The 19,545-nt window shown below is 58.9% G+C and carries 19 protein-coding genes; 4 read left to right on the top strand and 15 right to left on the bottom strand.

The window, feature by feature from the left end; genetic code table 11:
- Window positions 1-124: 124 nt before the first annotated feature.
- On the top strand, window positions 125-919 hold the full coding sequence (locus ACVW0R_RS11325; protein ID WP_457502067.1) for a glycerophosphoryl diester phosphodiesterase membrane domain-containing protein: 795 nt from the start codon (window positions 125-127) through the stop codon (window positions 917-919).
- A 58-nt stretch (window positions 920-977) separates the two neighbouring features.
- Here the strand turns inward: ACVW0R_RS11325 and mnmA are convergent, their stop codons facing one another.
- Both mnmA and ACVW0R_RS11315 read right to left on the bottom strand, forming a co-directional pair.
- On the bottom strand, window positions 978-2,090 hold the full coding sequence (mnmA, locus tag ACVW0R_RS11320) for a tRNA 2-thiouridine(34) synthase MnmA (protein WP_099813289.1): 1,113 nt from the start codon (window positions 2,088-2,090) through the stop codon (window positions 978-980).
- Between the two features lie 98 nt (window positions 2,091-2,188).
- Window positions 2,189-2,926, bottom strand: coding sequence for a HEAT repeat domain-containing protein (locus ACVW0R_RS11315; protein WP_099812630.1), 738 nt, complete (start codon window positions 2,924-2,926; stop codon window positions 2,189-2,191).
- 581 nt (window positions 2,927-3,507) lie between these two features.
- Between ACVW0R_RS11315 and ACVW0R_RS11310 the strand changes: the two genes are divergently transcribed.
- Complete coding sequence (locus ACVW0R_RS11310) at window positions 3,508-4,314, top strand: hypothetical protein (RefSeq protein ID WP_457502065.1); 807 nt, start codon at window positions 3,508-3,510, stop codon at window positions 4,312-4,314.
- Window positions 4,315-4,497: 183 nt separating this feature from the next.
- Here the strand turns inward: ACVW0R_RS11310 and ACVW0R_RS11305 are convergent, their stop codons facing one another.
- Entirely contained in the window at window positions 4,498-5,055 is a 558-nt protein-coding gene (locus tag ACVW0R_RS11305; protein WP_011428973.1) for a hypothetical protein, read from the bottom strand.
- Window positions 5,056-5,392: 337 nt separating this feature from the next.
- On the opposite strand from ACVW0R_RS11305, the gene ACVW0R_RS11300 reads away from it, so the two are divergent.
- A complete protein-coding gene (locus ACVW0R_RS11300; protein WP_414515363.1) occupies window positions 5,393-6,322 on the top strand; it encodes a hypothetical protein in 930 nt (309 codons plus the stop codon).
- Between the two features lie 54 nt (window positions 6,323-6,376).
- Here the strand turns inward: ACVW0R_RS11300 and ACVW0R_RS11295 are convergent, their stop codons facing one another.
- The 3 genes from ACVW0R_RS11295 to selD all read right to left on the bottom strand — a co-directional run bounded on the left by ACVW0R_RS11295 (window position 6,377) and on the right by selD (window position 9,326).
- Window positions 6,377-7,489 (bottom strand): ABC transporter permease, encoded by a 1,113-nt coding sequence (locus ACVW0R_RS11295; RefSeq protein WP_011428975.1) that lies wholly within the window; start codon window positions 7,487-7,489, stop codon window positions 6,377-6,379.
- A 165-nt stretch (window positions 7,490-7,654) separates the two neighbouring features.
- Window positions 7,655-8,155, bottom strand: a complete 501-nt coding sequence (locus ACVW0R_RS11290) for a hypothetical protein (RefSeq protein WP_011428977.1) — start codon at window positions 8,153-8,155, stop codon at window positions 7,655-7,657.
- A 112-nt stretch (window positions 8,156-8,267) separates the two neighbouring features.
- Entirely contained in the window at window positions 8,268-9,326 is a 1,059-nt protein-coding gene (gene selD, locus ACVW0R_RS11285; protein ID WP_099812628.1) for a selenide, water dikinase SelD, read from the bottom strand.
- A 118-nt stretch (window positions 9,327-9,444) separates the two neighbouring features.
- Here selD and ACVW0R_RS11280 point away from each other — a divergent pair, with 118 nt between their 5' ends.
- On the top strand, window positions 9,445-12,930 hold the full coding sequence (locus ACVW0R_RS11280) for a DNA polymerase III subunit alpha (protein ID WP_457502064.1): 3,486 nt from the start codon (window positions 9,445-9,447) through the stop codon (window positions 12,928-12,930).
- Here the strand turns inward: ACVW0R_RS11280 and ACVW0R_RS11275 are convergent.
- The 9 genes from ACVW0R_RS11275 to ACVW0R_RS11235 all read right to left on the bottom strand — a co-directional run bounded on the left by ACVW0R_RS11275 (window position 12,916) and on the right by ACVW0R_RS11235 (window position 19,263).
- Window positions 12,916-13,191 carry a glutaredoxin family protein gene (locus ACVW0R_RS11275; protein WP_011428981.1) on the bottom strand — a complete coding sequence of 92 codons (276 nt, stop codon included), beginning with the start codon at window positions 13,189-13,191 and terminating at the stop codon, window positions 12,916-12,918. The two genes, ACVW0R_RS11280 and ACVW0R_RS11275, sit on opposite strands and share 15 nt — an antisense overlap.
- Before the next feature lie 9 nt (window positions 13,192-13,200).
- On the bottom strand, window positions 13,201-14,028 hold the full coding sequence (locus ACVW0R_RS11270; protein ID WP_011428982.1) for a carbon-nitrogen hydrolase family protein: 828 nt from the start codon (window positions 14,026-14,028) through the stop codon (window positions 13,201-13,203).
- A gap of 36 nt (window positions 14,029-14,064) precedes the next feature.
- On the bottom strand, window positions 14,065-14,286 hold the full coding sequence (locus tag ACVW0R_RS11265; protein WP_011428983.1) for a DUF2839 domain-containing protein: 222 nt from the start codon (window positions 14,284-14,286) through the stop codon (window positions 14,065-14,067).
- 231 nt (window positions 14,287-14,517) lie between these two features.
- On the bottom strand, window positions 14,518-15,261 hold the full coding sequence (locus ACVW0R_RS11260; protein WP_011428984.1) for an anti-sigma factor: 744 nt from the start codon (window positions 15,259-15,261) through the stop codon (window positions 14,518-14,520).
- Window positions 15,258-15,839, bottom strand: a complete 582-nt coding sequence (locus ACVW0R_RS11255) for a sigma-70 family RNA polymerase sigma factor (protein ID WP_011428985.1) — start codon at window positions 15,837-15,839, stop codon at window positions 15,258-15,260. The genes ACVW0R_RS11260 and ACVW0R_RS11255 overlap by 4 nt, the downstream gene beginning before the upstream one ends.
- A 229-nt stretch (window positions 15,840-16,068) precedes the next feature.
- Window positions 16,069-16,875 (bottom strand): DUF4394 domain-containing protein, encoded by an 807-nt coding sequence (locus ACVW0R_RS11250; protein WP_414401499.1) that lies wholly within the window; start codon window positions 16,873-16,875, stop codon window positions 16,069-16,071.
- Window positions 16,876-17,179: 304 nt separating this feature from the next.
- The gene (locus ACVW0R_RS11245; protein ID WP_011428988.1) at window positions 17,180-17,962 is read right to left on the bottom strand and encodes an ABC transporter permease; all 783 of its coding nucleotides are present in this window, start codon (window positions 17,960-17,962) and stop codon (window positions 17,180-17,182) included.
- Between the two features lie 17 nt (window positions 17,963-17,979).
- Complete coding sequence (locus ACVW0R_RS11240; protein WP_099812623.1) at window positions 17,980-18,723, bottom strand: class I SAM-dependent methyltransferase; 744 nt, start codon at window positions 18,721-18,723, stop codon at window positions 17,980-17,982.
- Between the two features lie 48 nt (window positions 18,724-18,771).
- On the bottom strand, window positions 18,772-19,263 hold the full coding sequence (locus ACVW0R_RS11235) for an FHA domain-containing protein (RefSeq protein WP_099812622.1): 492 nt from the start codon (window positions 19,261-19,263) through the stop codon (window positions 18,772-18,774).
- Between the last annotated feature and the right edge of the window lie 282 nt (window positions 19,264-19,545).

The following is a 19,545-nucleotide window of genomic DNA, read 5'->3' as shown; positions in this document are numbered from 1 at the left end:
TTCCGCTTTTGCCCCCATTGGGGATAGCAAAAAGGGTGCTCCCCGTGCCTAGCTTTGAGATGAGAAGGGATCCCTTTTTGGGATTTCGGCTCAACCCAAGATGTCCTAGGTGAGATCCCGTGGTATGAAGGGGGTGGACTGGGCTGCCCACGAGGATCCCTCTGCCATGCAAAGCGCCACCCTTAGCCCGATTATGCTCTTGCGGCGGTCGTTTGAGTTGGTAGGTCCCATCTACTGGCCGCTGCTGATCCTGACCTCTTCTAGCCATATCGCGTTCTTCGTTGTAGGTCTGACCTCACCTTCCCTCGGGATGATCCTCTCCTTGCTCCTCCTGGCCTATGTCCTAGTCGGCGCGCCCATCTTGACAGGAGCAGCCTTTTGGCTGGTGGATCAGCACTTGAAGCAGCGAACTCCCTTGCTGGGCAATAGCTTGGATCAGGCTTTCTCTAAGGCAGTGCCTCTGATATTCGGCAGCCTCCTGGTGAATCTGATTTCCTCACTAGGGATGCAGCTGTTTGTGTTTCCCGGCATCTATTGCCGGGTAAGGCTAGCTTTCACCCTCTGCGCAATTGCCCTGGAGGACAAGGGTGCCACAGAAGGGTTGGGCTACAGTTGGAACCTCGTCAGGGGCCGTTGGTGGGGGGTGTTTTGGGCATTCCTGGTCGTGGTTTTGATCTTCGGCATCTCAATCCTGCTTTTGCCTTTTGTTGTGGCGATCTTGGGAGCTACCCTAGCTGCAGTTGTAACTGGGGGTAATACCGACATCATAGGACTTGCGCTTCTGGTTTGGGCGCCTGTGGTAGCTCTCTTAGCAGTTGTGGTCGGGTTTACCGCTTTCACGGCAGTCACGCCTATCTTCAATGTCTACACGGTGCTCCTGTTCCGATCCCTGCAGCAGCTGCAAGCGCAAGCAGCGTAGTTTGGCTTGCCCTCACCCCCAATCCTTCCCCCCTGGCGAGAGGGAAGTTGCAGTTGGCCTAGGGAGAAGGGCGCTCCAGGATCCCTCCCCCCAGCAGGAGATCCCCGTGGTACCAGACGGCGGCCTGGCCGGGGGTGACGCCAAATTGCGGCTCGGCAAACCGTAGCTTGACCCGCTCCGGCGATTCCGGGATCAAGGTGGCCGGCACGGCGGGGGTACGGTAGCGCACCTGCACTTCTACCGCTAAGGGCTCGTCCGGCGCAGGGGTCGAGACCCAGTTCACCTGCCGCACCCAGGCCTCGGCTTGGGTGGCTTCTTCCCGTTCCCCCACCACCACGCGGTTCATGGCCGCATCGATGCGCACTACATAGAGCGGGCGGGAAGAGGCAATGCCCAGCCCCTTGCGCTGGCCAACAGTGTAGTGGTGAATGCCCTGATGGGATCCCAGCACGCGCCCCTGGGTATCGACAATTTCCCCCGGCCTTTGACCCAGGTGCTGATCCAAAAAGTTGCGCATCGAGCCGTAGGTCTCGATCAAGCACAGATCCTGGCTTTCGGGCTTATTTGCCGTAACCAAGCCGTAGCGCGCGGCAATCTGGCGGGTTTGGGCCTTGGTGTAGTTGCCCAAGGGGAAGAGGCTGTGGGCCAGGTGCTCTTGGCTGAGGTCGTAGAGAAAATAAGACTGATCCTTCTGCCGATCCACCGCCCGCAGCAGTTGATATCGCCCCAGCTCGCTGTTGAAACGTACCCGCGCGTAGTGGCCGGTGGCAATCTGAGAGATGCCCAGGGTCTCGCGGGCATAGGTTAGCAAGGGACCAAACTTCACCAGCTTGTTGCATTGCGAGCAGGGCAGCGGTGTGATCCCGTCCGCATAGCCGGCCACCAGGTAATCGACAATGTTGGCTTGGAACAGCTCGCGGCTATCCACAATATGGTGGGGGATCCCCAATTGCTCACAGATGGCGGCGGCGTCCACCAGGCCGTCGGTGCAGCACTGGCCTTTCCCCCGCATCAGCCAGAGAGTCACCCCCTCCACGGCATAGCCCTGTTCGTGGAGAATGGCCGCCACCGTGGAGCTGTCTACCCCCCCAGAGAGAGCCGCCACAATGCGAGGCCGAGAGGGGGAGCCGGCTATTTCTGGAGCAACGAGAGGATAGGGGCTGGTAGCCATCGCAGAGCAGAGGATCAGGAAAACCAAAGGCCGGCAAATCCTCGACGGAGCCCTCCGAGAACCCCGTCCCTACATCAGGCCGAACCCAGATCTTCAGCTTAGCTTGCTTCTGAATCGGCTGGCCGGGATCCCGGTTCCGGGAAGCCCCTTTGGCGCAGCCGCCGCAGCGAATCCAAAGCCGCCGCGGCAACGCTATCGTGGGGATCTTTGGCCAGATAGTTGAGGGCGGAAACGCTCTTGGGCGAAGGCAGATTTCCCAAGGCCTGGGCCAGCCGCTGCCGCACCAGCCAATCTTCCGACTGGGCAAACCGCAGGATGTGATCCAACGCCCGCAGATCCCCCAGTTCTCCCAGAGCAGCAATGGCCGCCTGCTGCAGCAGCTCTTCCGGCCCCTCCAACGCCCGCAGCAATACGTCGTAGGCTCGGGGATCCTTCAGGTTGCCCAGGGCCACGGCGGCGCTGAAGCGCACCAGCCACTCCACATCTTCATAAAAAGCACGCACCAGCGCCTCAAAAGCCCGCGGATCTTCCAAGTAGCCCAGGGCGCCTGCCGCATCGGCGCGAATGCCGTAGTCCGGGTCTTGGGTGAGAATCTCCAGCAGCTTGGGCAAACAGGCGTCCGTCTGCTTGATCCCCAAGGCAAACACGGCAAAAGAGCGCACCTGCAGGTTTTCGTCGTCGATGACCTGCAAAATCAGCGGCACCGCCTGCTCTGCTGGCACATCCCGCAACTGGGCCAAGGCCACCATCCGGTCTGCAGAACGCGGGCTGCGCAAGCGTTGAGCGATCTCCTGTAAACGGGCGGGGTTGGCGGGATCCAAAGCAGAGACAGTCATGGCGTTAACAAATATTTACAATCTTTCTTCAGTATGGCAAACGAGGCTGCGCTTGGACAGAGGCCGTCTTTGTCTGGCCCGGTCGGGATCTCTGGGGACATGGTGCCACTGTTTCGATCGACAAATCCTAGCACTGTTGTCGAGAAAAGCAGGTTGACTTGGCCCCATCACGAAGATTTTGGATATTTTGGTGGAGAGGATACGAGGCTGATACATTTACGCTGAACACTGCTGAACATCACTGTTCAACTATGCAGCGATAGCATTCTGTTTGTTTCCAAACAGAATGGCGGTATCCCGCAAAGCTTTGAGTAGAATACCCAAAGCGCAGTTTCCGTGTCGTCTTACTACCAATTTTCTGCTTTGCTTTGGCTACCATGTTGGCAGACTCGAAAGTAAACAGAAAGATCAACTGGTAGTAATCCGTACTGAACATATTATACATTATTTTCAGTATAGTTGAGCTTATTATTGACTAGAGTCATGCTCTCCCGGTGGTCTCTATGCTGAAATCGCTGCCTGCTCGCCCATTGTCCTGCTTTCTTGTAGCCGGCCTGCTGTTGGCAGGGGGCGTTGCGTTTTTGGCCCCCCGTTGGTTCCCGGCTCTGGCCAACGAACAGGCTGTTCCTGAGGCCGAACTGGCGCTTCGGCCCCTCTTGCCTCCGGGATCCCGGATCCTCAGCTCGCGGCGATTGAGCGACACAGAAGCGGAAATTTGGGTGGAGTCTCGGGGGGGAACCAGCCCTGTGATCATGCGGCTGAATGCTGCAGGGACTTGGGAACAGGATATGAGCGCCACCTTGGCCCGCGGAGCCAGCCAGATGCAAGCTCTCGCCCGGCAACAAACGGTGAACTTGCCTGCCGGCTTTGGCCAGACCGCCCCCGATCAACCCCCGCCGCCGGTGCCCTCCCTTCTGCAGGCTACCCAAGCTGCCTCTAGCCTGATCCCGCCAGTGGATCGAGAGCAGGAAACCCAGCGGGCCTTGAGTGGGGCTGGCCGTGTGGATCCCTTTGTGCCCCAAAACGTGCGTGCCCCTGAGCCAACCCTTAACCTGCCACCTCTACCTCCGCCGCCGGAGCTGCCGCCGCCCGGCAATGGTGGCGAAGTGCCCGTAGCAGTGACCACGCCGCTCCCGACCCCCACTCGTGACCCGGCGGCCTTTGCCCGCAGCGTGCAGGTTTCTGGGATGATCCAGATTGGTGGCGAATCCTTTGCTTTGGTTTCCGGCCCAGGCGTCATTCCTTCTGTGGTGCAGGCCGGGCAAAACTACCAAACTGCCAGGGTGGCCGGAGTGTCGGTGCCGGAGCGACGGGTTGTGCTCTCGGAAGGAGGCGAGACCGTCGTGAAGACAATGCAAGACACCACTGTGATCGTGGGTGCGCCCTAGCCGTGGCTATTCCAGAACACAACGAGACACCAGAGAGACTGGCGGTTTGATGCAGTCTCCTGTCTTTGGGCAAGGGATTTTTCCAAGGTCAAGTCTAACTCCCCTCTCCCTCTGGGAGAGGGGCTGGGGGTGAGGGGGGACTCCCTCTGGGAGAGGGGCCGGGAGCGAGGGAGTCTGGAAAAGTCAAAAACGGGGCTCGCTGTTGAGGCGGGACGGCTGCTGTTTTAAATAGCGCAAGAACTCCCGCAGTTCGGCCTCATTTAGTTGGTGGCGCGACTTTTTTTGGAAGCGACGCTCCAAGAACTCTTGTCCTTCCTTGCGGCCCCAGCCAATACGCTGCATCTCGACATCTGTTTGAGCAATGATGTCGGATAAATCATCTCCATAGGCCCCTGGCTCGCTCAGATTGGGCAACTCTGGGGAAGTCGGCTTCGCCGGGATCCCTATCGACTCAGGAGCTTGAGGGGCAGCAGAAGAGTGGGTGCGCCCATTGGCCAAGTCAGGAGTGGGCAGGTAGGGCATCCTGGCGGCAGCAGAATCCACCCCCAAGCTCAGGGAAGTTGTGGAATGACCGAATCCTGCGTGGTTTAAAGCGCGCTTCAGCGCAGCATCTTCTGCTTCTTCTACTGTGTTGGAGCCGGCAATACCACTGCCCAGAACCGTGTTGTTGACCACCACCTGGGCTTTGACGATGTAGATCCCTTCTTCCACCCGCAACAGATCGGTGAGCAAGCTGCCCATAGGGTACCGCTCTCGAAAGTCTTGGATCATGTTGGCGTCAGAACCTGTTGCTGCTGAAGCTCTGACTACAAGTTAGCCCGAAAGTTAACTTGGCATCCAGATCTCAATCCAATCCCACCCTCAATATCGACATTGAATTGATATAAAGCGAGAGATCTCAACAAGAGGGAGCTGTCCGAGCAGATAACATCCCGGCTGGTGAGGGTATGCTATGGCCAAGGAATCCAGTTATATTAAGCAAGCGTCAACCCACGTGGCTGGCTTGGAAAACATGAATTATCAGCAGCTCAGCCTTGACTCTTAGCTCTATTGTCGGCGCCAAGACAGATGGGGGACTATGGCCAGCGATACCATCGGGGTCAGCTCAGCGAGTTTGGGACGGGCAGCCATTCGAGAGCGCAACTACGGCACTGCTTTGCAGTTGCTCCGGCGGGCTTATCGTGCGGATCCCAGCCCAGAGAATGCCCGTTGGCTGGCCACCGCCTATGAAGAAGCGGGGTACCTGCAATTGGCCGCTCTGTACCGAGAATTGGCCCAAGAGCGCAGGGAGACTCCCAAAGCGATTCAATTTCAGGCCCCCAAACCTCCCAGCACCCTTGAGGAGCTGAAGCAGCCATCTCCTGAACCGCCGGATCGCAAGACCATTCCCTTGCCGCAGCCGATCCCACGCCCAACCCCACCCGCATCTCCTCCGGATCAGCCAATTTGGGTTTACAAGCCCACCCCCATTGACCCCAAAAGCATCAGCCGGCAAACGCCCCTTCGACCTCAGGCCGCGGAGCCTGCCCCTTCCCCTCAACAATCGGCGGAGAGGAGTAACTATTTGCCGGTTCAACACGCGCCGGATTTGAAAAACCCGCAGCAGGGATCCCCCTTCCTGCGGCGGCTGAACCAACTGCATCGCCAGTTTAAGGATCGGCCCACGGCGGAGCTGGCTTTGCAACTGGCGGAAGCCTACGACGAGCAAAAGAACTTCAAAGAGGCCCAGCGCTACTACCGAGAAGTGTTGGATCTGGACGATTCCTGGCTGTTGCGACCGATGGTGCAAGAGCGCCTGGAAGAGCTGCGGCAACTGCAGGAGCAGGGCTCTTTGGCGGATCCCTCGGCCCAAAGTTTGCTCAAGCTGGCCGAGAAGTTGGAGCAGGAGGGGGAAATCGCCCGGGCCGAGCAAGTCTACCGCCAGATCCTGAAGATGGATACCACCCTGGACGTCCATGCCAAGGCTCGCAAGGGGCTCAACCGGCTCTATCCCGACGGGAAACGGTGAACGGCAGGCCGCCCCATTGCCTCTACAGCCGGCAAACCAGGAAGCAACTTCTCCTCAGCGAGGATCAGGATCCCGCGGGTCGAGGGCATCTCGCAGGCCATCTCCCAGCAAGTTAAAAGACAGGGAGGTGAGCACCACCATCAGGGTGGGGGCCAGCACCAGCCAGGGCTGCAGAATGATTACCGAAGCGTTGGTGGCCAGCGACAGCATGTTCCCCCACGAGGCATCCGGCTGTTGGATCCCCAGGCCGATCAAGCTCAGCACCGACTCTGCCACGATATAGCCGGGCACCGCCAAGGTTGCCGAGATCACCACGTAGGTGGTGGTCTGGGGCAGGATATGGCGCACCAGCAGATACAGGGATCCGGCCCCGGCCACCCGCGCCGCCTGCACAAAGTCTCGCTCCCGCAAGGACAGCACCTGCCCCCGAATCACCCTGGCCAAGCCCGCCCAACCCACCAAAGAGAGGATGGCCACAATCACCAAAAAGCGCTCGGCATTGCTGAAGGGCACACCGGTCAGCGGGTTCACCTGCAACACCGCCGCCAACGACACCAGCAAATACAGCGTCGGGATCGACATCAACACCTCAGTCAGCCGCATCAGCAGCGTATCCACCCAGCCGCCGAAGTAGCCGGATATGGCCCCCACCAGCAGACCGATGGGAAAAGAGATGCCGATGCCCACCAGGCCAACGAACAGGCTGACGCGCCCACCGTAGACCAGACGGCTGAAGTAGTCGCGACCTTGATCGTCCGTGCCCAGCAGGTGTAGCCGCGCTACGGGCAGCCCTTCCTCCGTCCGCAGAGGGACAGTGCCGAATAGGTGTCGATCCCAGGGGATCAAACCCAACCAACGGTAAGGGGTGCCGGCCACAAACAGGCGGATCCCGGCGGGACGGCTGGTATCCACCAAAAGCGGACGTTCGCCCGTTTCCAGATCCACCGGCCCCTGGCGAGTTGGATAAACGTGGGGTCCCAGCCAAGCCCCCGACTCGTCCCAAAAGTGAATGGCGGTGGGGGGCAGAAGGGATCCCCCCGGCTGCGATTCCAGCGGGCTGTAGGGGGCGACAAACTCGGCAAAAATGGCGCAAGTATAGAAAACGAGGAGGATGTAGGCTCCTGCTTGAGCCCAGCGATTTTGGCGAAGCCGTTTCCACCACTGCATGAGGCCAGGATCCCGGTTGGGCGAGCTTTCAGGGTAGCGATACCGCGCTTATTTTCCAATCAAATCCAGAGAGCCAGAAGGCCTGATTTCTGTAGTCTAGGTCTCTTACTCCGATCCCGAACAGCCCCAACTCAGGCTCCCCTCTCCCTTCTTCCCCAAGACGGCTCAGCCGGCCAGGGAATAGCTGGGGCTGTAGAGGGGCATCATTTCCATCCGAGCTGCGGCGATTGTCTGCGGCAGCACCCCGACCAGCCGCGCCAAAATGTCATCCGGCAACTGGCTGACCAAATCGGCAGAGAAAAATTCCTCCAAACTAAAAAGCAGCACCCGCGCCCGCTGGGCCGGCAGAGGATTATCGGTGATCTGCTGCAGCCAGCGCATCCAGTGCAGCCGCTTGGCATAGGCATTTTGCCGCTCTTGATAGCCCTGGGGATGCAACAGAGCCACATCCCCAATGGGGAGCACGCCGCTCGAATCCACATCCAAGGGCCCCCCGACCGCAGCCCCCGGCCCGGCAAACTCGGCATGAAACGTCTTGCAGATGATCAGGGCGTTGGGCCGCTGTGGATCCACCATCAGCAATTGGCCACTGCTGAGGCTGCGAATCAGTTGACCTGGCTCAACCCACTGAACCAGGCTATGGCTGTTGGGAGAGGGCTCGTTCATACCCCTTTAAGATATCTCAGCTCCCCTTACCCTTACATGAGATCTTCAACTTTCGCAGCTCTGCTTGACCGAATCTTCATATTGGCAGGAGAGGGCCGAATATAGGCTTCACTCAAGCTACCGGCATCTCGCCGACAACCCGGATGGCGATCCCTTCGCCGGCCTGGCAGCGGCCAATGCGACGGGCGTAAGAGTAGCCGGCGCTGTGGAGCTCTTGCAAAAGCTCTGCGGTGTAGGCGGGATCCACCGCCACCAGCAAGCCGCCGCTGGTTTGCGGATCCGACAAGAGCAACTGCTGCCACTCCGGCAGAGAGTTGGCCTCTACTCCCTCATAGCCCTGCCAGTTGCGCCGGGCTGCGCCGGGGAAGATCCCAGCTTCAGCTAAGGAGAGCGCTTCGGTCAAAAACGGAATGGCAGCCAAATCCAGCTCGGCGCTCACCCCCGAGCCCCGGCAGACTTCCAGCAGATGTCCCAAAAGGCCAAACCCCGTTACATCGGTTAGGGCGCGAACCTGGGCTCGCTGCGCCAGTTGCGGGCCGATGCGGTTGAGCTGAGTCATCACCTGCAAAACTTCCGCGTAGCCTGCCGCGCTGAGCTGGCCCTTTTTCAGGGCGGTGGTCATCACCCCGATCCCCAGCGGCTTGGTGAGGATGAGATCGTCGCCGGGCCGGGCGGTGGCGTTGCGGCGGATGTGCTGCGGGTGGGCCAGCCCTGCCGCCACCAGGCCGAAGATGGGCTCGGGCGAATCGATGGAGTGCCCCCCGGCCAAAGGGATCCCGGCTTCCTGACAGACCTTGATTCCCCCGGCCATGATCTCCCGAATGGCCGACAGGGGCAACCTGTCGACCGGCATGCCCAAAATGGCCAGGGCGAGAATGGGCGTGCCCCCCATCGCGTAAACATCGGAAAGGGCGTTGGCGGCGGCGATGCGGCCAAAATCCACCGGATCGTCCACAATGGGCATGAAAAAGTCGGTGGTCAGGATCAGGGCCTGCTCGTCGTTGAGTTGGTAGACGGCGGCATCGTCGCTGGTCTCGGATCCCACCAGCAGCGCCGGATCCGACCAGAAAAGGGGCAGCTCTTTGAGAATCTGCTGCAGCAGCGCCGGGGCGATTTTACAGCCGCAGCCGCCGCCGTGGGAGTACTGGGTGAGGCGAAGGGGAGTGTCCATTTAGGCAAAAGGAGAAAACACAAGCTTGATTGATCTCACTGTAGCCACACCTGCAGGCAGCCGGGAAATGGGCACACCGAGTTAAGGTAAGAAAGATCCTTCTATCTGTAGCCTTGCCATGGCCTTTGTTCCCTTGCACTTGCACAGCGAGTACAGCCTCTTGGATGGCGCCAGCCAATTGCCGCTTCTGATTGAGCAGGTGGTGGCGATGGGTTTGCCGGGGCTGGCCCTGACGGATCACGGCGTTATGTACGGGGCCATCGAGCTGGTGAAACTGTGTAAAAGCAAAGGGATCAAGCCGATCATCGGCAATGAGATGTATGTTATCAACGGCGATATTCGAGACAAAAGCCGCAAGTACCCCAAGTATCACCAAGTGGTTTTGGCCAAAAATACCCAGGGCTACAAAAACTTGGTCAAGCTGACCACCATTTCCCATCTCCAAGGCGTTCAAGGCAAGGGGATCTTCGCTCGGCCCTGTATCAACAAAGAGTATTTGGCGCAATACAAAGAGGGGTTGATCGTTACCAGCGGCTGCCTGGCCGGGGAGGTACCCCAGGCCATTTTGCAGGGGCGGCCAGAAATTGCCCGCCAAGTTGCCGCCTGGTATCAGGAACAGTTTGGAGATGATTACTACATCGAGATTCAGGATCACGGCTATCGAGAAGACCGCTTTGTCAATGTGCAATTGGTGCGCATTGCTCGCGAATTAGGGATCCCGATCATCCTCACCAACGATAGCCACTTCATCTCCTGTTGGGATGTGGAGGCTCATGATGCTTTGCTCTGCATCCAAACAGGCAAATCCCTCACCGAAAAAAACCGCCTTCGCTACAGCGGCACAGAGTACTTGAAAAGCCCGGACGAGATGCGCCGCCTCTGCCGCGATCACCTGGAGCAGGAGGTGATCGACGAAGCCATTGCCAACACTCTCAAGGTGCTGGAAAAGATCGAGGGCTATGACCTATTTGGGGAAACGCGCATGCCCGACTATCCGGTTCCGCCGGGCCATTCTGCCGATAGCTATCTCACCGAATTGGCCTGGCAGGGCCTGGCGAAACGCTGCGGCGTCGCCTATCCAGATCAGATTCCGGAAAACTATCAGGAGCGCCTGCGCTTTGAGCTGAATATCATCCAACAAAAGGGCTTCTCCAGCTATTTCCTGGTGGTCTGGGACTACGTTCGCTATGCTCGCGAACACGGGATCCCGGTGGGCCCGGGCCGCGGTTCGGCAGCCGGATCCCTGGTGGCCTATGCTTTGCAGATTACCAACATCGATCCCGTCAAATATGGGTTGCTCTTCGAGCGCTTTCTCAACCCAGAACGGCAATCGATGCCGGATATCGATACCGATTTCTGTATCGAGCGGCGGGGAGAGCTGATCGACTATGTAACCCGCAAATACGGCCAGGAGCGAGTGGCCCAGATCATCACCTTCAACCGCATGACTTCTAAGGCCATTCTCAAAGATGTCGGTCGGGTGCTGGATATTCCCTATGCCGAAGCCGACAAAATGGCAAAGCTGATCCCGGTCTCGCGGGGCAAACCGGCAAAATTGGAGGAGATGATCGGCGAGAACACGCCGGCTCCAGAGTTCAAAGAAAAATACGAGAAAGACCCAACCACTCACCGCTGGATCGAGCTGGCCCGCCTGTTGGAAGGCACCAACAAAACCTTTGGGGTTCACGCTGCCGGCGTGGTCATCTCCAAAGATCCTCTAGATGAGATCGTGCCCTTGCAATACAACAACGAAGGCCAAATTATTACTCAGTACTCGATGGAAGATATCGAGTCTCTGGGCCTGTTGAAGATGGACTTTTTGGGGCTGCGCAACCTGACGATGATCCAGCGGGCCGTGGAGCTGATTCGAGAGCACAGAGGGGTCACTATCGACCTGGATAACCTGCCATTGGACGACGAGAAAACTTACCAACTTTTGGAAAAAGGAGAGCTGGAAGGGATCTTCCAACTGGAGTCTTCCGGCATGAAGCAGGTGGTGCGAGAGCTCAAGCCTTCCAACTTGGAAGATATTTCCTCGGTCTTAGCTCTTTACCGGCCAGGGCCATTGGATACGGGCATGATCCCGGACTTTATCGATCGCAAGCATGGCCGCAAGCCGGTAACCTACGCCCACGATCTCCTCAAGCCAATCCTTCAAGATACCTATGGCGCCATTCTCTACCAAGAACAGATCATGCGCATTGCCCAGGACATGGCCGGCTATACCCTGGGCCAGGCTGATCTATTGCGGCGGGCGATGGGAAAAAAGAAAGTTTCCGAGATGGAGAAACACCGGGAGCAATTCGTCCGAGGGGCAGTAGAGCGAGGTGTGGCCAAGGAAGTGGCTACGGAGCTATTTGACCAAATGGTTGCTTTTGCCGAGTATTGCTTCAACAAATCCCACTCTACGGCCTATGGACTGATTACTTTCCAGACAGCCTATCTCAAGGCCAATTATCCAACAGAATACATGGCGGCGCTGCTTTCTTCTGTGGGAGGGGATCAAGACAAGGTCCAGCGCTACATCACCTATTGCCTGTCGATCGGGATCCAAATTGAGCCGCCGGATATCAACCGTTCTGGCCTGGACTTTACCCCTCAGGGATCCAGCATTTTGTTTGGTCTAGGAGCAGTGAAGAATGTGGGCGAGGGGGCGATTCAAAACATTCTGGCTGCCCGCCAGGCCGGAGGCCCCTTCACCTCTTTGGCCGATTTTTGCCAGCGGGTGGATCTGCGCGTGGTCAACCGCCGCGCCATCGAGTCGTTGATCTGTGCGGGCGCTTTTGATGGTATTTCCGGCAACCGCAAACAGCTAATGGCGGATCTGGATCCCATCCTCAATTGGGCAGCGGAGCAGGCTAAGTCCAAAGCCATTGGCCAAGCCAGCCTGTTTGATTTGTTGGGCAACGACCAGGGATTTATTGAAGCTCCGCGGGGGCCTGCAACTGAAGATTTTCCACCGCAAGAAAAGTTAAGGCTAGAACGGGAGCTGTTGGGCTTTTATGTTTCGGATCACCCGCTGCGGCGGATTCAAGAGCAGGCGCGGCTGTTGGCTCCTGTTAACCTCTCCGATTTGAGCGGCTACGCAGCCGATACTTCTGTAGGCATTCTGGCCCTGCTGACCGCCATTAAAACGGTAACCACCAAGAGAGGGGATCGCATGGCCATTTTGCAACTGGAAGATCTCACCGGCAGTTGCGAAGCGGTGATCTTCCCCAAAACTTACGAACGTTTGCGCCATCGTCTGGAGGTGGATCAACGGCTCTTTATCTGGGCCAAGGTGGATCAGCGGGATGAGCAGGTGCAATTGATTGTCGAGGACTTACAGCCGATTGAATCGGTGAGTTGGGTTGCGGTGGAACTCCCTCTGGACTCGGCTGGGACATTGGAGGATCGATACCGTTTGCAAACATTGCTTGCCCGCCAACGTTCGGAAGCCAAGGAAGAAAATCGCATCCCTGTTGTGGCGGCCATCGTCGCCCCTCCCCACACGCTCTGGGTGAGGCTGGGATCCCAATTTTGGGTTAAAGATGCCGAGGCCACCGTGGCAGCTTTGCGCCAAGCTGGCTATACCGCCCGCAGCGAAGCGCTAGCCTCCCGATAGGCAACCCAACTGTTGTCCCAGCCAGGCGCGCAACTGCGCCGCCGTCAGCCGCGGCGAGGGGCGAGGCAAAAGCCGTTCGGGATCCCCGGCCACCTTCAGCACGGGAACCTCCAGGTGGTAGCGCTCCCACCAGGCGGGGTTGGCGGTGATGTCGCGGATTTCCAGCTCGCCGATTTCGGGGATCTGCCGCAATTTCTCCGCTAGGCCCTCGCAGAGGTGGCATCCGGGCTTGCTGTAGAGAATCAGCGGCGGCCAAGGCATAGGGGATCCCTAGGGAGTAACGGCACAGGCCAGCCGGCGGTGTTGCAGCGAGGGCATCTGCCGCCGGATAAGCTGTAGCCGCTCTGGGGCGATCTCGGCAATGGCCACTCCTGGTTTTTCGCCGCCGGCATCCGCCAGGATCGTCCCCCAGGGATCCACGATCATGGCGTGGCCATGACATTGTCGCCGCTCGTAGTGGGTGCCCACCTGGGCGGGGGCGATCACGTAGCAGGTGTTTTCAATGGCCCGACACTGCAGCAAAACCTGCCAGTGATCCCGACCCGTGTAGGCGGTAAAGGCGGCGGGGATCAACAACACTTCTGCCCCTCGATCCACCAAGGAGCGATATAGCTCAGGAAAGCGCACGTCGTAACAGACCGACAAACCAAGGGTGCCTAGCCGCTCCTCCTGGCAGACAACCACCTCGTTGCCGCTCACCACCGTGTTCGACTCGCGGTAGGTGTTGCCGTCGGGCAGGTTGACGTCGAAGAGGTGGATCTTGCGGTAGCGGGCCAGCTCCTTGCCCTCGGGGCTGTAGAGGGCCGCCGTGTTGTACACCTTGCCCTGTCCATCCGGCACCGGGTATCCCCCGCCCAGCACAAACACCTGGTAGCGCTGGGCCATCTTGGCCAAAAACTCTTCGGCCCGCTGCGCAATCTCCGGCGCAAGGCGGGCTTTTTCTTCCTCCGGCCCCATGAAGGCAAAGTTTTCCGGCAAGGTCACCAGCTCACAGCCCCGGCGCGCCGCAAAGTCAATCCACTCCTCTGCCTGTTGCAAGTTGCCGGCCAGATCGGGGGTGCTGGTCATCTGCAGGGCGGCTGCCAAGTAGGATCGCATAGGAAAACTCCAAGGAGACTCAAGGGATCCAGCCGGCTAGCCCACCAGGTGCCACCAGCCCAGGGCAGGCCCCACAAATCGCACCACCACCCAGACAATGGCCAGGAGAATAATGCCGGCCCAAGCGCCTCGAGTTGTCCAATTGTAGATCGTGCGGGCTTGGGCTTTGGTGAGAGGAATGTCTTTGAGCTGGGGAAAGAGCAGCTCTTGGTCGGGAGTCGGTCTGTTTCGGGTTTTGCGGCGCTTGGCTTCGCCCATAGGGTGGCCTCCAAGTTGGCTTTTGCTGTGCCGGGGTAGTGACCATCATCTTAATGCTGTTACGCTTCCGGTGCGCCCACAACTTTTCCCAACGGCAGGGTGGCTCGGGATCCCTGTTTTGCCGATCCACATCGGCGAGAGTGCTCCGCCAGTCGCTTAAGCAGAGGGATCCTGGCTAGATCCATGCCTTGCCTCCGCCGACGAACCTATGTTGGTTGGCCACTGCTCCCGCTAGCCGGAAATCCACAGAGGGGATCCCTGGTGCTCTTGGGGCCGGCTGCCGTCTTCTTCGGTAATGGCCACTGCCCGCACCCATTCTGTGGATGCGAACACCGGTGGCAAGCGCAGCTCCTGTTCTTGGTTTCCCGCCGCATCCACCCGGAAAGCTGTGGTGAGGATCGCCCCCGCCCTATCTTTGGTGAAGGGCGCTTCCGGCTCCAGCACCACCCAGAGCGCATAGACGCGGCCTTCCGGCAGCGGCGGCAAACCGCGGGCTACCAGCCTCCCCTGCAAGCGCTGCGGATCCACCTCCACCGTAACCGAGCCAGTCACGTTTTCTGCCGTCGGTTGCAATTCATATGTCACCACCTCGACCGGGATCCCTTGCGTCTGGGCCAGTTGCAGCCTGCGCCACAGGTAGAGATTCCCCAGTCCCAAAGCCACGATTAACCCTGCTGCCAATGCCGCCAGGCCCCGCCAGCGAGGGGATCCCTGAATTGTCGTGGAGAGGGGTTTGGGCGCCGGCTCTGTGTAGGCTTGCAGCAGAGAAGCCCGCAGCGCGGGGGGAGGTTGCTTCTCTTCGACGCCGTAGGCCCTTTCCAGGGTCTGTTGCAGGGCTTGCAGCTCCTGCTGCAGCTCCGGGCGCAGCTTGAGCACCGCTTCCAGGCGGTCGGCCTCTTCCGGGGAGAGATCCCCCAGCACGTAGCCGGCCAGCCACAGTTGCAGTTCTTCGGGAGACACAGACTCGGCTTTCATGGGGCGCCTCCCAGCAACTCGCGCAGCCGCAGCAAGCCTCGGCGGGCTCTGGCTTTAACCGTTCCCAAAGGCAGATTCAATTGCTTGGCAATTTCTGTTTGGCTCATGCCTTCGTAATAGGCCATTTTGAGGATTTGGCGTTGATGTTCAGATAGCTGGGCCAAAGCCGTTTGCACCTCGACCGCCTGCTCTGCCCCGGCCAACTGCTCCAGGGCCGGATCCTCGGCGGCATCGCCCTGTAATTCCACTCTGCCCCGTTCCAGGGATCGCTGTCGATTGCGCCAAGAGCGCAGCCGATCCAAACAGCGGGAGCGGGCCAAAATGCCCAGGTAAGTGCGCAGGGATCCCCGCTTGGGATCGAAGGAAGAACGGGCCAAACTCAAAAAAATGTCCTGCGTCAGATCTTCGGCCTCGGCAGAGTTGCCCAGCATCTTGCAGGCGATTCCGTATACCAAACCGGCGTGGCGGTCGTAGAGGATAGCCAAAGCTTGCGACTGGCCTGCCTTGAGGGCTGAAAATACCTCTGCATCGCTTCTCTCCTGCAGAGATCCCTCGGCTTTGTCATCCTCGATCTTCATGGGGGGAAGGAGAAAACAAAACGGCGACGAGAAAGCACTTAGTAAGAAGCAGGCCTTGCCTAAGGCAAGCCAGAAAGGACAGCGGCTCCCATAATCTATCGCCTGCATAGATGGAGGTCAACCCTACTTGAAGAAGTACAGAAGGCCCAATCCCGAGCTGGAATCGGGCCGAAACAAAACAGCAACAATTGGCCAGAAAAATGACTGGAATTGTAACAACCTGGCCGATCTAGAAGGCAGCCAAGCCAAAGAACGGCCCACCCGGCAGCGTGCCCACAGAGGTGGCGCGACCTGTATTCAGGTCAATTCGATACAGGGTGGAGCCGCCGATGGCAAAGCCGGTATCCACCCCGCCGACCGTGCGGATGTCAAACCCGCCCACCGGGCCGAAGTTCACGCCCAGGGGGCCAATCGGCATTTGCACCCCCTCGTTGGGCGGATTCTGGAACAGCAGCAGGTTGCGCTCGCCGTCGATGTTCAACAGCCGTGTGGATTGGGTGCCGGCCACGTTGTTGGTGTAGGCGGCGGCGGTAACAGCCGGTCGGGATCCCTGCAGTTCCATTGGGCCAAAGGCCAAAGGTCTATCTTGGATCACTTCGCCCGTGTCCACATTGATGCGGAAGTTCTGGCCGTTGGCTCCCACCAGGCGCAGCCGATCCGGAACGGGGTTGAAATCCATGCCGGACAGCGTACCCGCCGTAAAGGGAACCGACAGGGTACTGGCCACCGTAGCGGCGCCGGTCTGCAAGTTAATGGTGTAGAGGATGTTGGCGTCGGTGAGGCCGTAGAGCAGGCGATTGGCAGGACGCACATCAATACCGATCAAACTACCACTCACCCCCGTCACCGTCAGGGATCCCTGTACCGAGGCATCGGTGGAGCGGATGAAGGTGAGGCGGTTGCCGCTGCCCAGGGCCACCAAATCTGCTTGGGAGGGGATCATCGCCATCGGAGAAGCATTGCTGTTGCTGCAGCCCAGCAGAGCTAAGCTACCGGCTGCCACAGATACGGCCACACACTGCAGGTGCTTGCGCATGGAAAATGCTCCTTAAAAAATTGACAAATTGTCTCAGTCGGTGTCAGGATTGTTGACAACAAAACACCCCTCTGCGCCACAAGACAGGTGGCTACAGATTGCTACGGCAAGCAGCACTCTCTTTTGCCGCTAGAAAGGCAGGCTAGAGGGATCCCATCCCCCAGCCGAGAATCCGCTTTTGCCCTTTCATTGAGGGGGAAGGCCAATTGTTCTTCCCAAAGGGGAGCGCGTGGGGCGCTTCTGTAGCAATTACTCTCATCCTCCCTGCTTGGATGCTCAGGATGGAGAGGTTTGGACGGAGATTTTAACTAGAGGCGCTGGTGTAAAAGCGCAGGGCAAAGCGCCAGAACAAATGGGATCCCCACAGCAGCCCCGCCGCCAGCAGGGCGGATCCCACAAGCCAGGGCCACTGGATCCGACCCAGCAAGGCTTCTGCCGGCACGGTGGTCAAGAAAGCCACCGGCACGACGAAGGTAAAAAACAACCGATAGGCCACCGGATAGGCCACCAGCGGGAATCGCCCCGCCTCCACCAAGCCCCGCAACACCTCGGTGACGTTGTAGATCTTGACAAACCAGATGCTGGTGGCCCCCAGCATAAACCAGAGGCTGTAGAGGATGACCAACCCCAGCAAAAGGGGCACTAGACCCAGAACATAGGCCCAGGCCGGCAGCCGCAACTGGATCCCGGCGTAGAGAATCAACAACAGGCCACAGCCAATATCCACCAGGCCCCAGGGAGAAAACACCCGAGTTGACAGCCAAAACTGACTGCTGATGGGCTTGAGCAACACAAAATCCAGGGTGCCTTCCTGAACTTGTTGCACGATGCGGTTTAAGTTGACGTTAAAAAGGCTGGCCGACACCCCCTGCAAAATGGTGAACACCCCCAAGACGATGAGCGCCTCCGGCCAGCTCCAGCCCCCCAGGCGGTGCCCCTGCTGGTAGAACAGCGACAGCCCAAACAAAGCTGACCCCAGGCCGCCCAAGCTGCTGAGGCTGGCAAAGACAAAATTGGCCCGGTACTCCATTTCTGCAGCTACAGAAGTGCTCCAAAACAACCACAACACCTGCAAATAGCGCAGCACTTGGGTTTTCTCCCATCTCAGCGTTCATTCCACTTGCGGTAGCAGCGGGCAGTAATCAAATAGGGGTGAAACACTTCTAAGAAATGGCTTTGTAACACCTGAAAGAACTCCTCGATCCGCTGTGAATCGTCGAGATGAAAGGGAAATTCGCCGTTAAACCCCTTGAAAAAATACCAGTTAATCAAGAGCTTACCTGCCGGCTGGAGCCAGTCGTCAAATTGCCGCAACTGCGCCGCCGGATCCGGCAAATGTTCCACCACATCGAAGCAGATGACGGTGTCAAAACGGATCCCTTCCGGGAAGGTGTCTGGACAGTGGATGCGTTCGCTTAGGCCCAGCTTTTCCGCCCGCAGTTGCACAAACTGCCGATGGATGGGGTTGATATCCCAGAAGATCACCTGCTCCACCGCCGGGCAGAGGGCCGCCCCAATGGCGTGGGTGCCGATGCCGCCGCCAAAATCCAACACCCGCCCACGGGCATGGTCGGCCACCAGGCGCAGGGTATCGCCGATGTAGTCGGTGCTGCTCAGGTGCCAAGCTGCCAAGTCCAGCAAATAGGCGGATCCCACCCGATCCCGGTAAAAGATCTCCGCCTGATCCCAGATGAAGTCGCGCCGGCCCAGCTCTGCCAACTGTTGCTGGCCAAGCCGCAGCTTCTCCCGCAGCTCGGCGGCCTTGAGGCCGAGAAAGGATCCCAAGTGAGCTTCCAGGTCGAAGCCATTTTGCCAGTAGCCGCTCAGGGCAGGGGGAGTGGGAGTCACGGGAACCCAAAACTCGGCAGGGGGTTGGATTGAAAACCATTCACGCCATCAAGCGGCGGTGAAGTCGTCGTTCTCTCTGGGCGTCTCTTTCAAGGTTTCTCTCTGGGATCCGGTTGGGGTTACATTGTCGCCGAGGGCCGGCGGCCTCAACAGGGCTGCCAGCGTCTCCGGGCTGAGGCGGTCGGTGCTCTCCACGATGGCGGTTACATTGGGCCCAAACCCTATCTTGTCCAAAAGCTGTAGCCGATGAGACAAAACCCGCTTGCCGTTGACGAACAAACCATTGGTGCTGCGGCGGGATGCGGAACTGCCGTCAAAGATCATATAGCCGTACCCAGCCCGGTTCTCTTCCGGGATGCGGATGATCAGGGCGTGTTCGCGGGAAACACAAGAGTCGTAGAGGCGGATGTGGTTGCTGGCTGCCCGGCCCACCGAGTAGTAAATCTTGTCTAAGACAACGCCGCGCCGACCCATCCGATCCGTGAAGATCAAGACCAAGTGAGGAGGGCTGGGTTGGGCAGCAGGAGCGCTCATGCTCATCTGTGGATACGCCCGGAGCTGAGGTGGTCAGAAAGGGCAGACTGGGAACAGTCAGGCAATCAAGCCGCAAAATGCGGATCCCCCTCTCTTCTCACCCGCTATAGGCTTGAATCATACACTATCCTAGGTCAACCCATACCGACAGCGCCTCCTACCCCCTCTTTTTCTCAAGGGCAAACAGGCTGAGAAAGTGACATCCTCTCCCGCTAAGCCCTGACGGGCTGTAGACGGGAGCTTCCGAGAATCACTTCCCGGAGTTGCTGCTTCAACGGACTGGTAAAC

The sequence above is a fragment of the Thermostichus sp. MS-CIW-15 genome (assembly GCF_054060575.1).
Note: the sequence above shows the minus strand (reverse complement) of the source record. Positions and strands in the feature narration are given on the sequence as shown.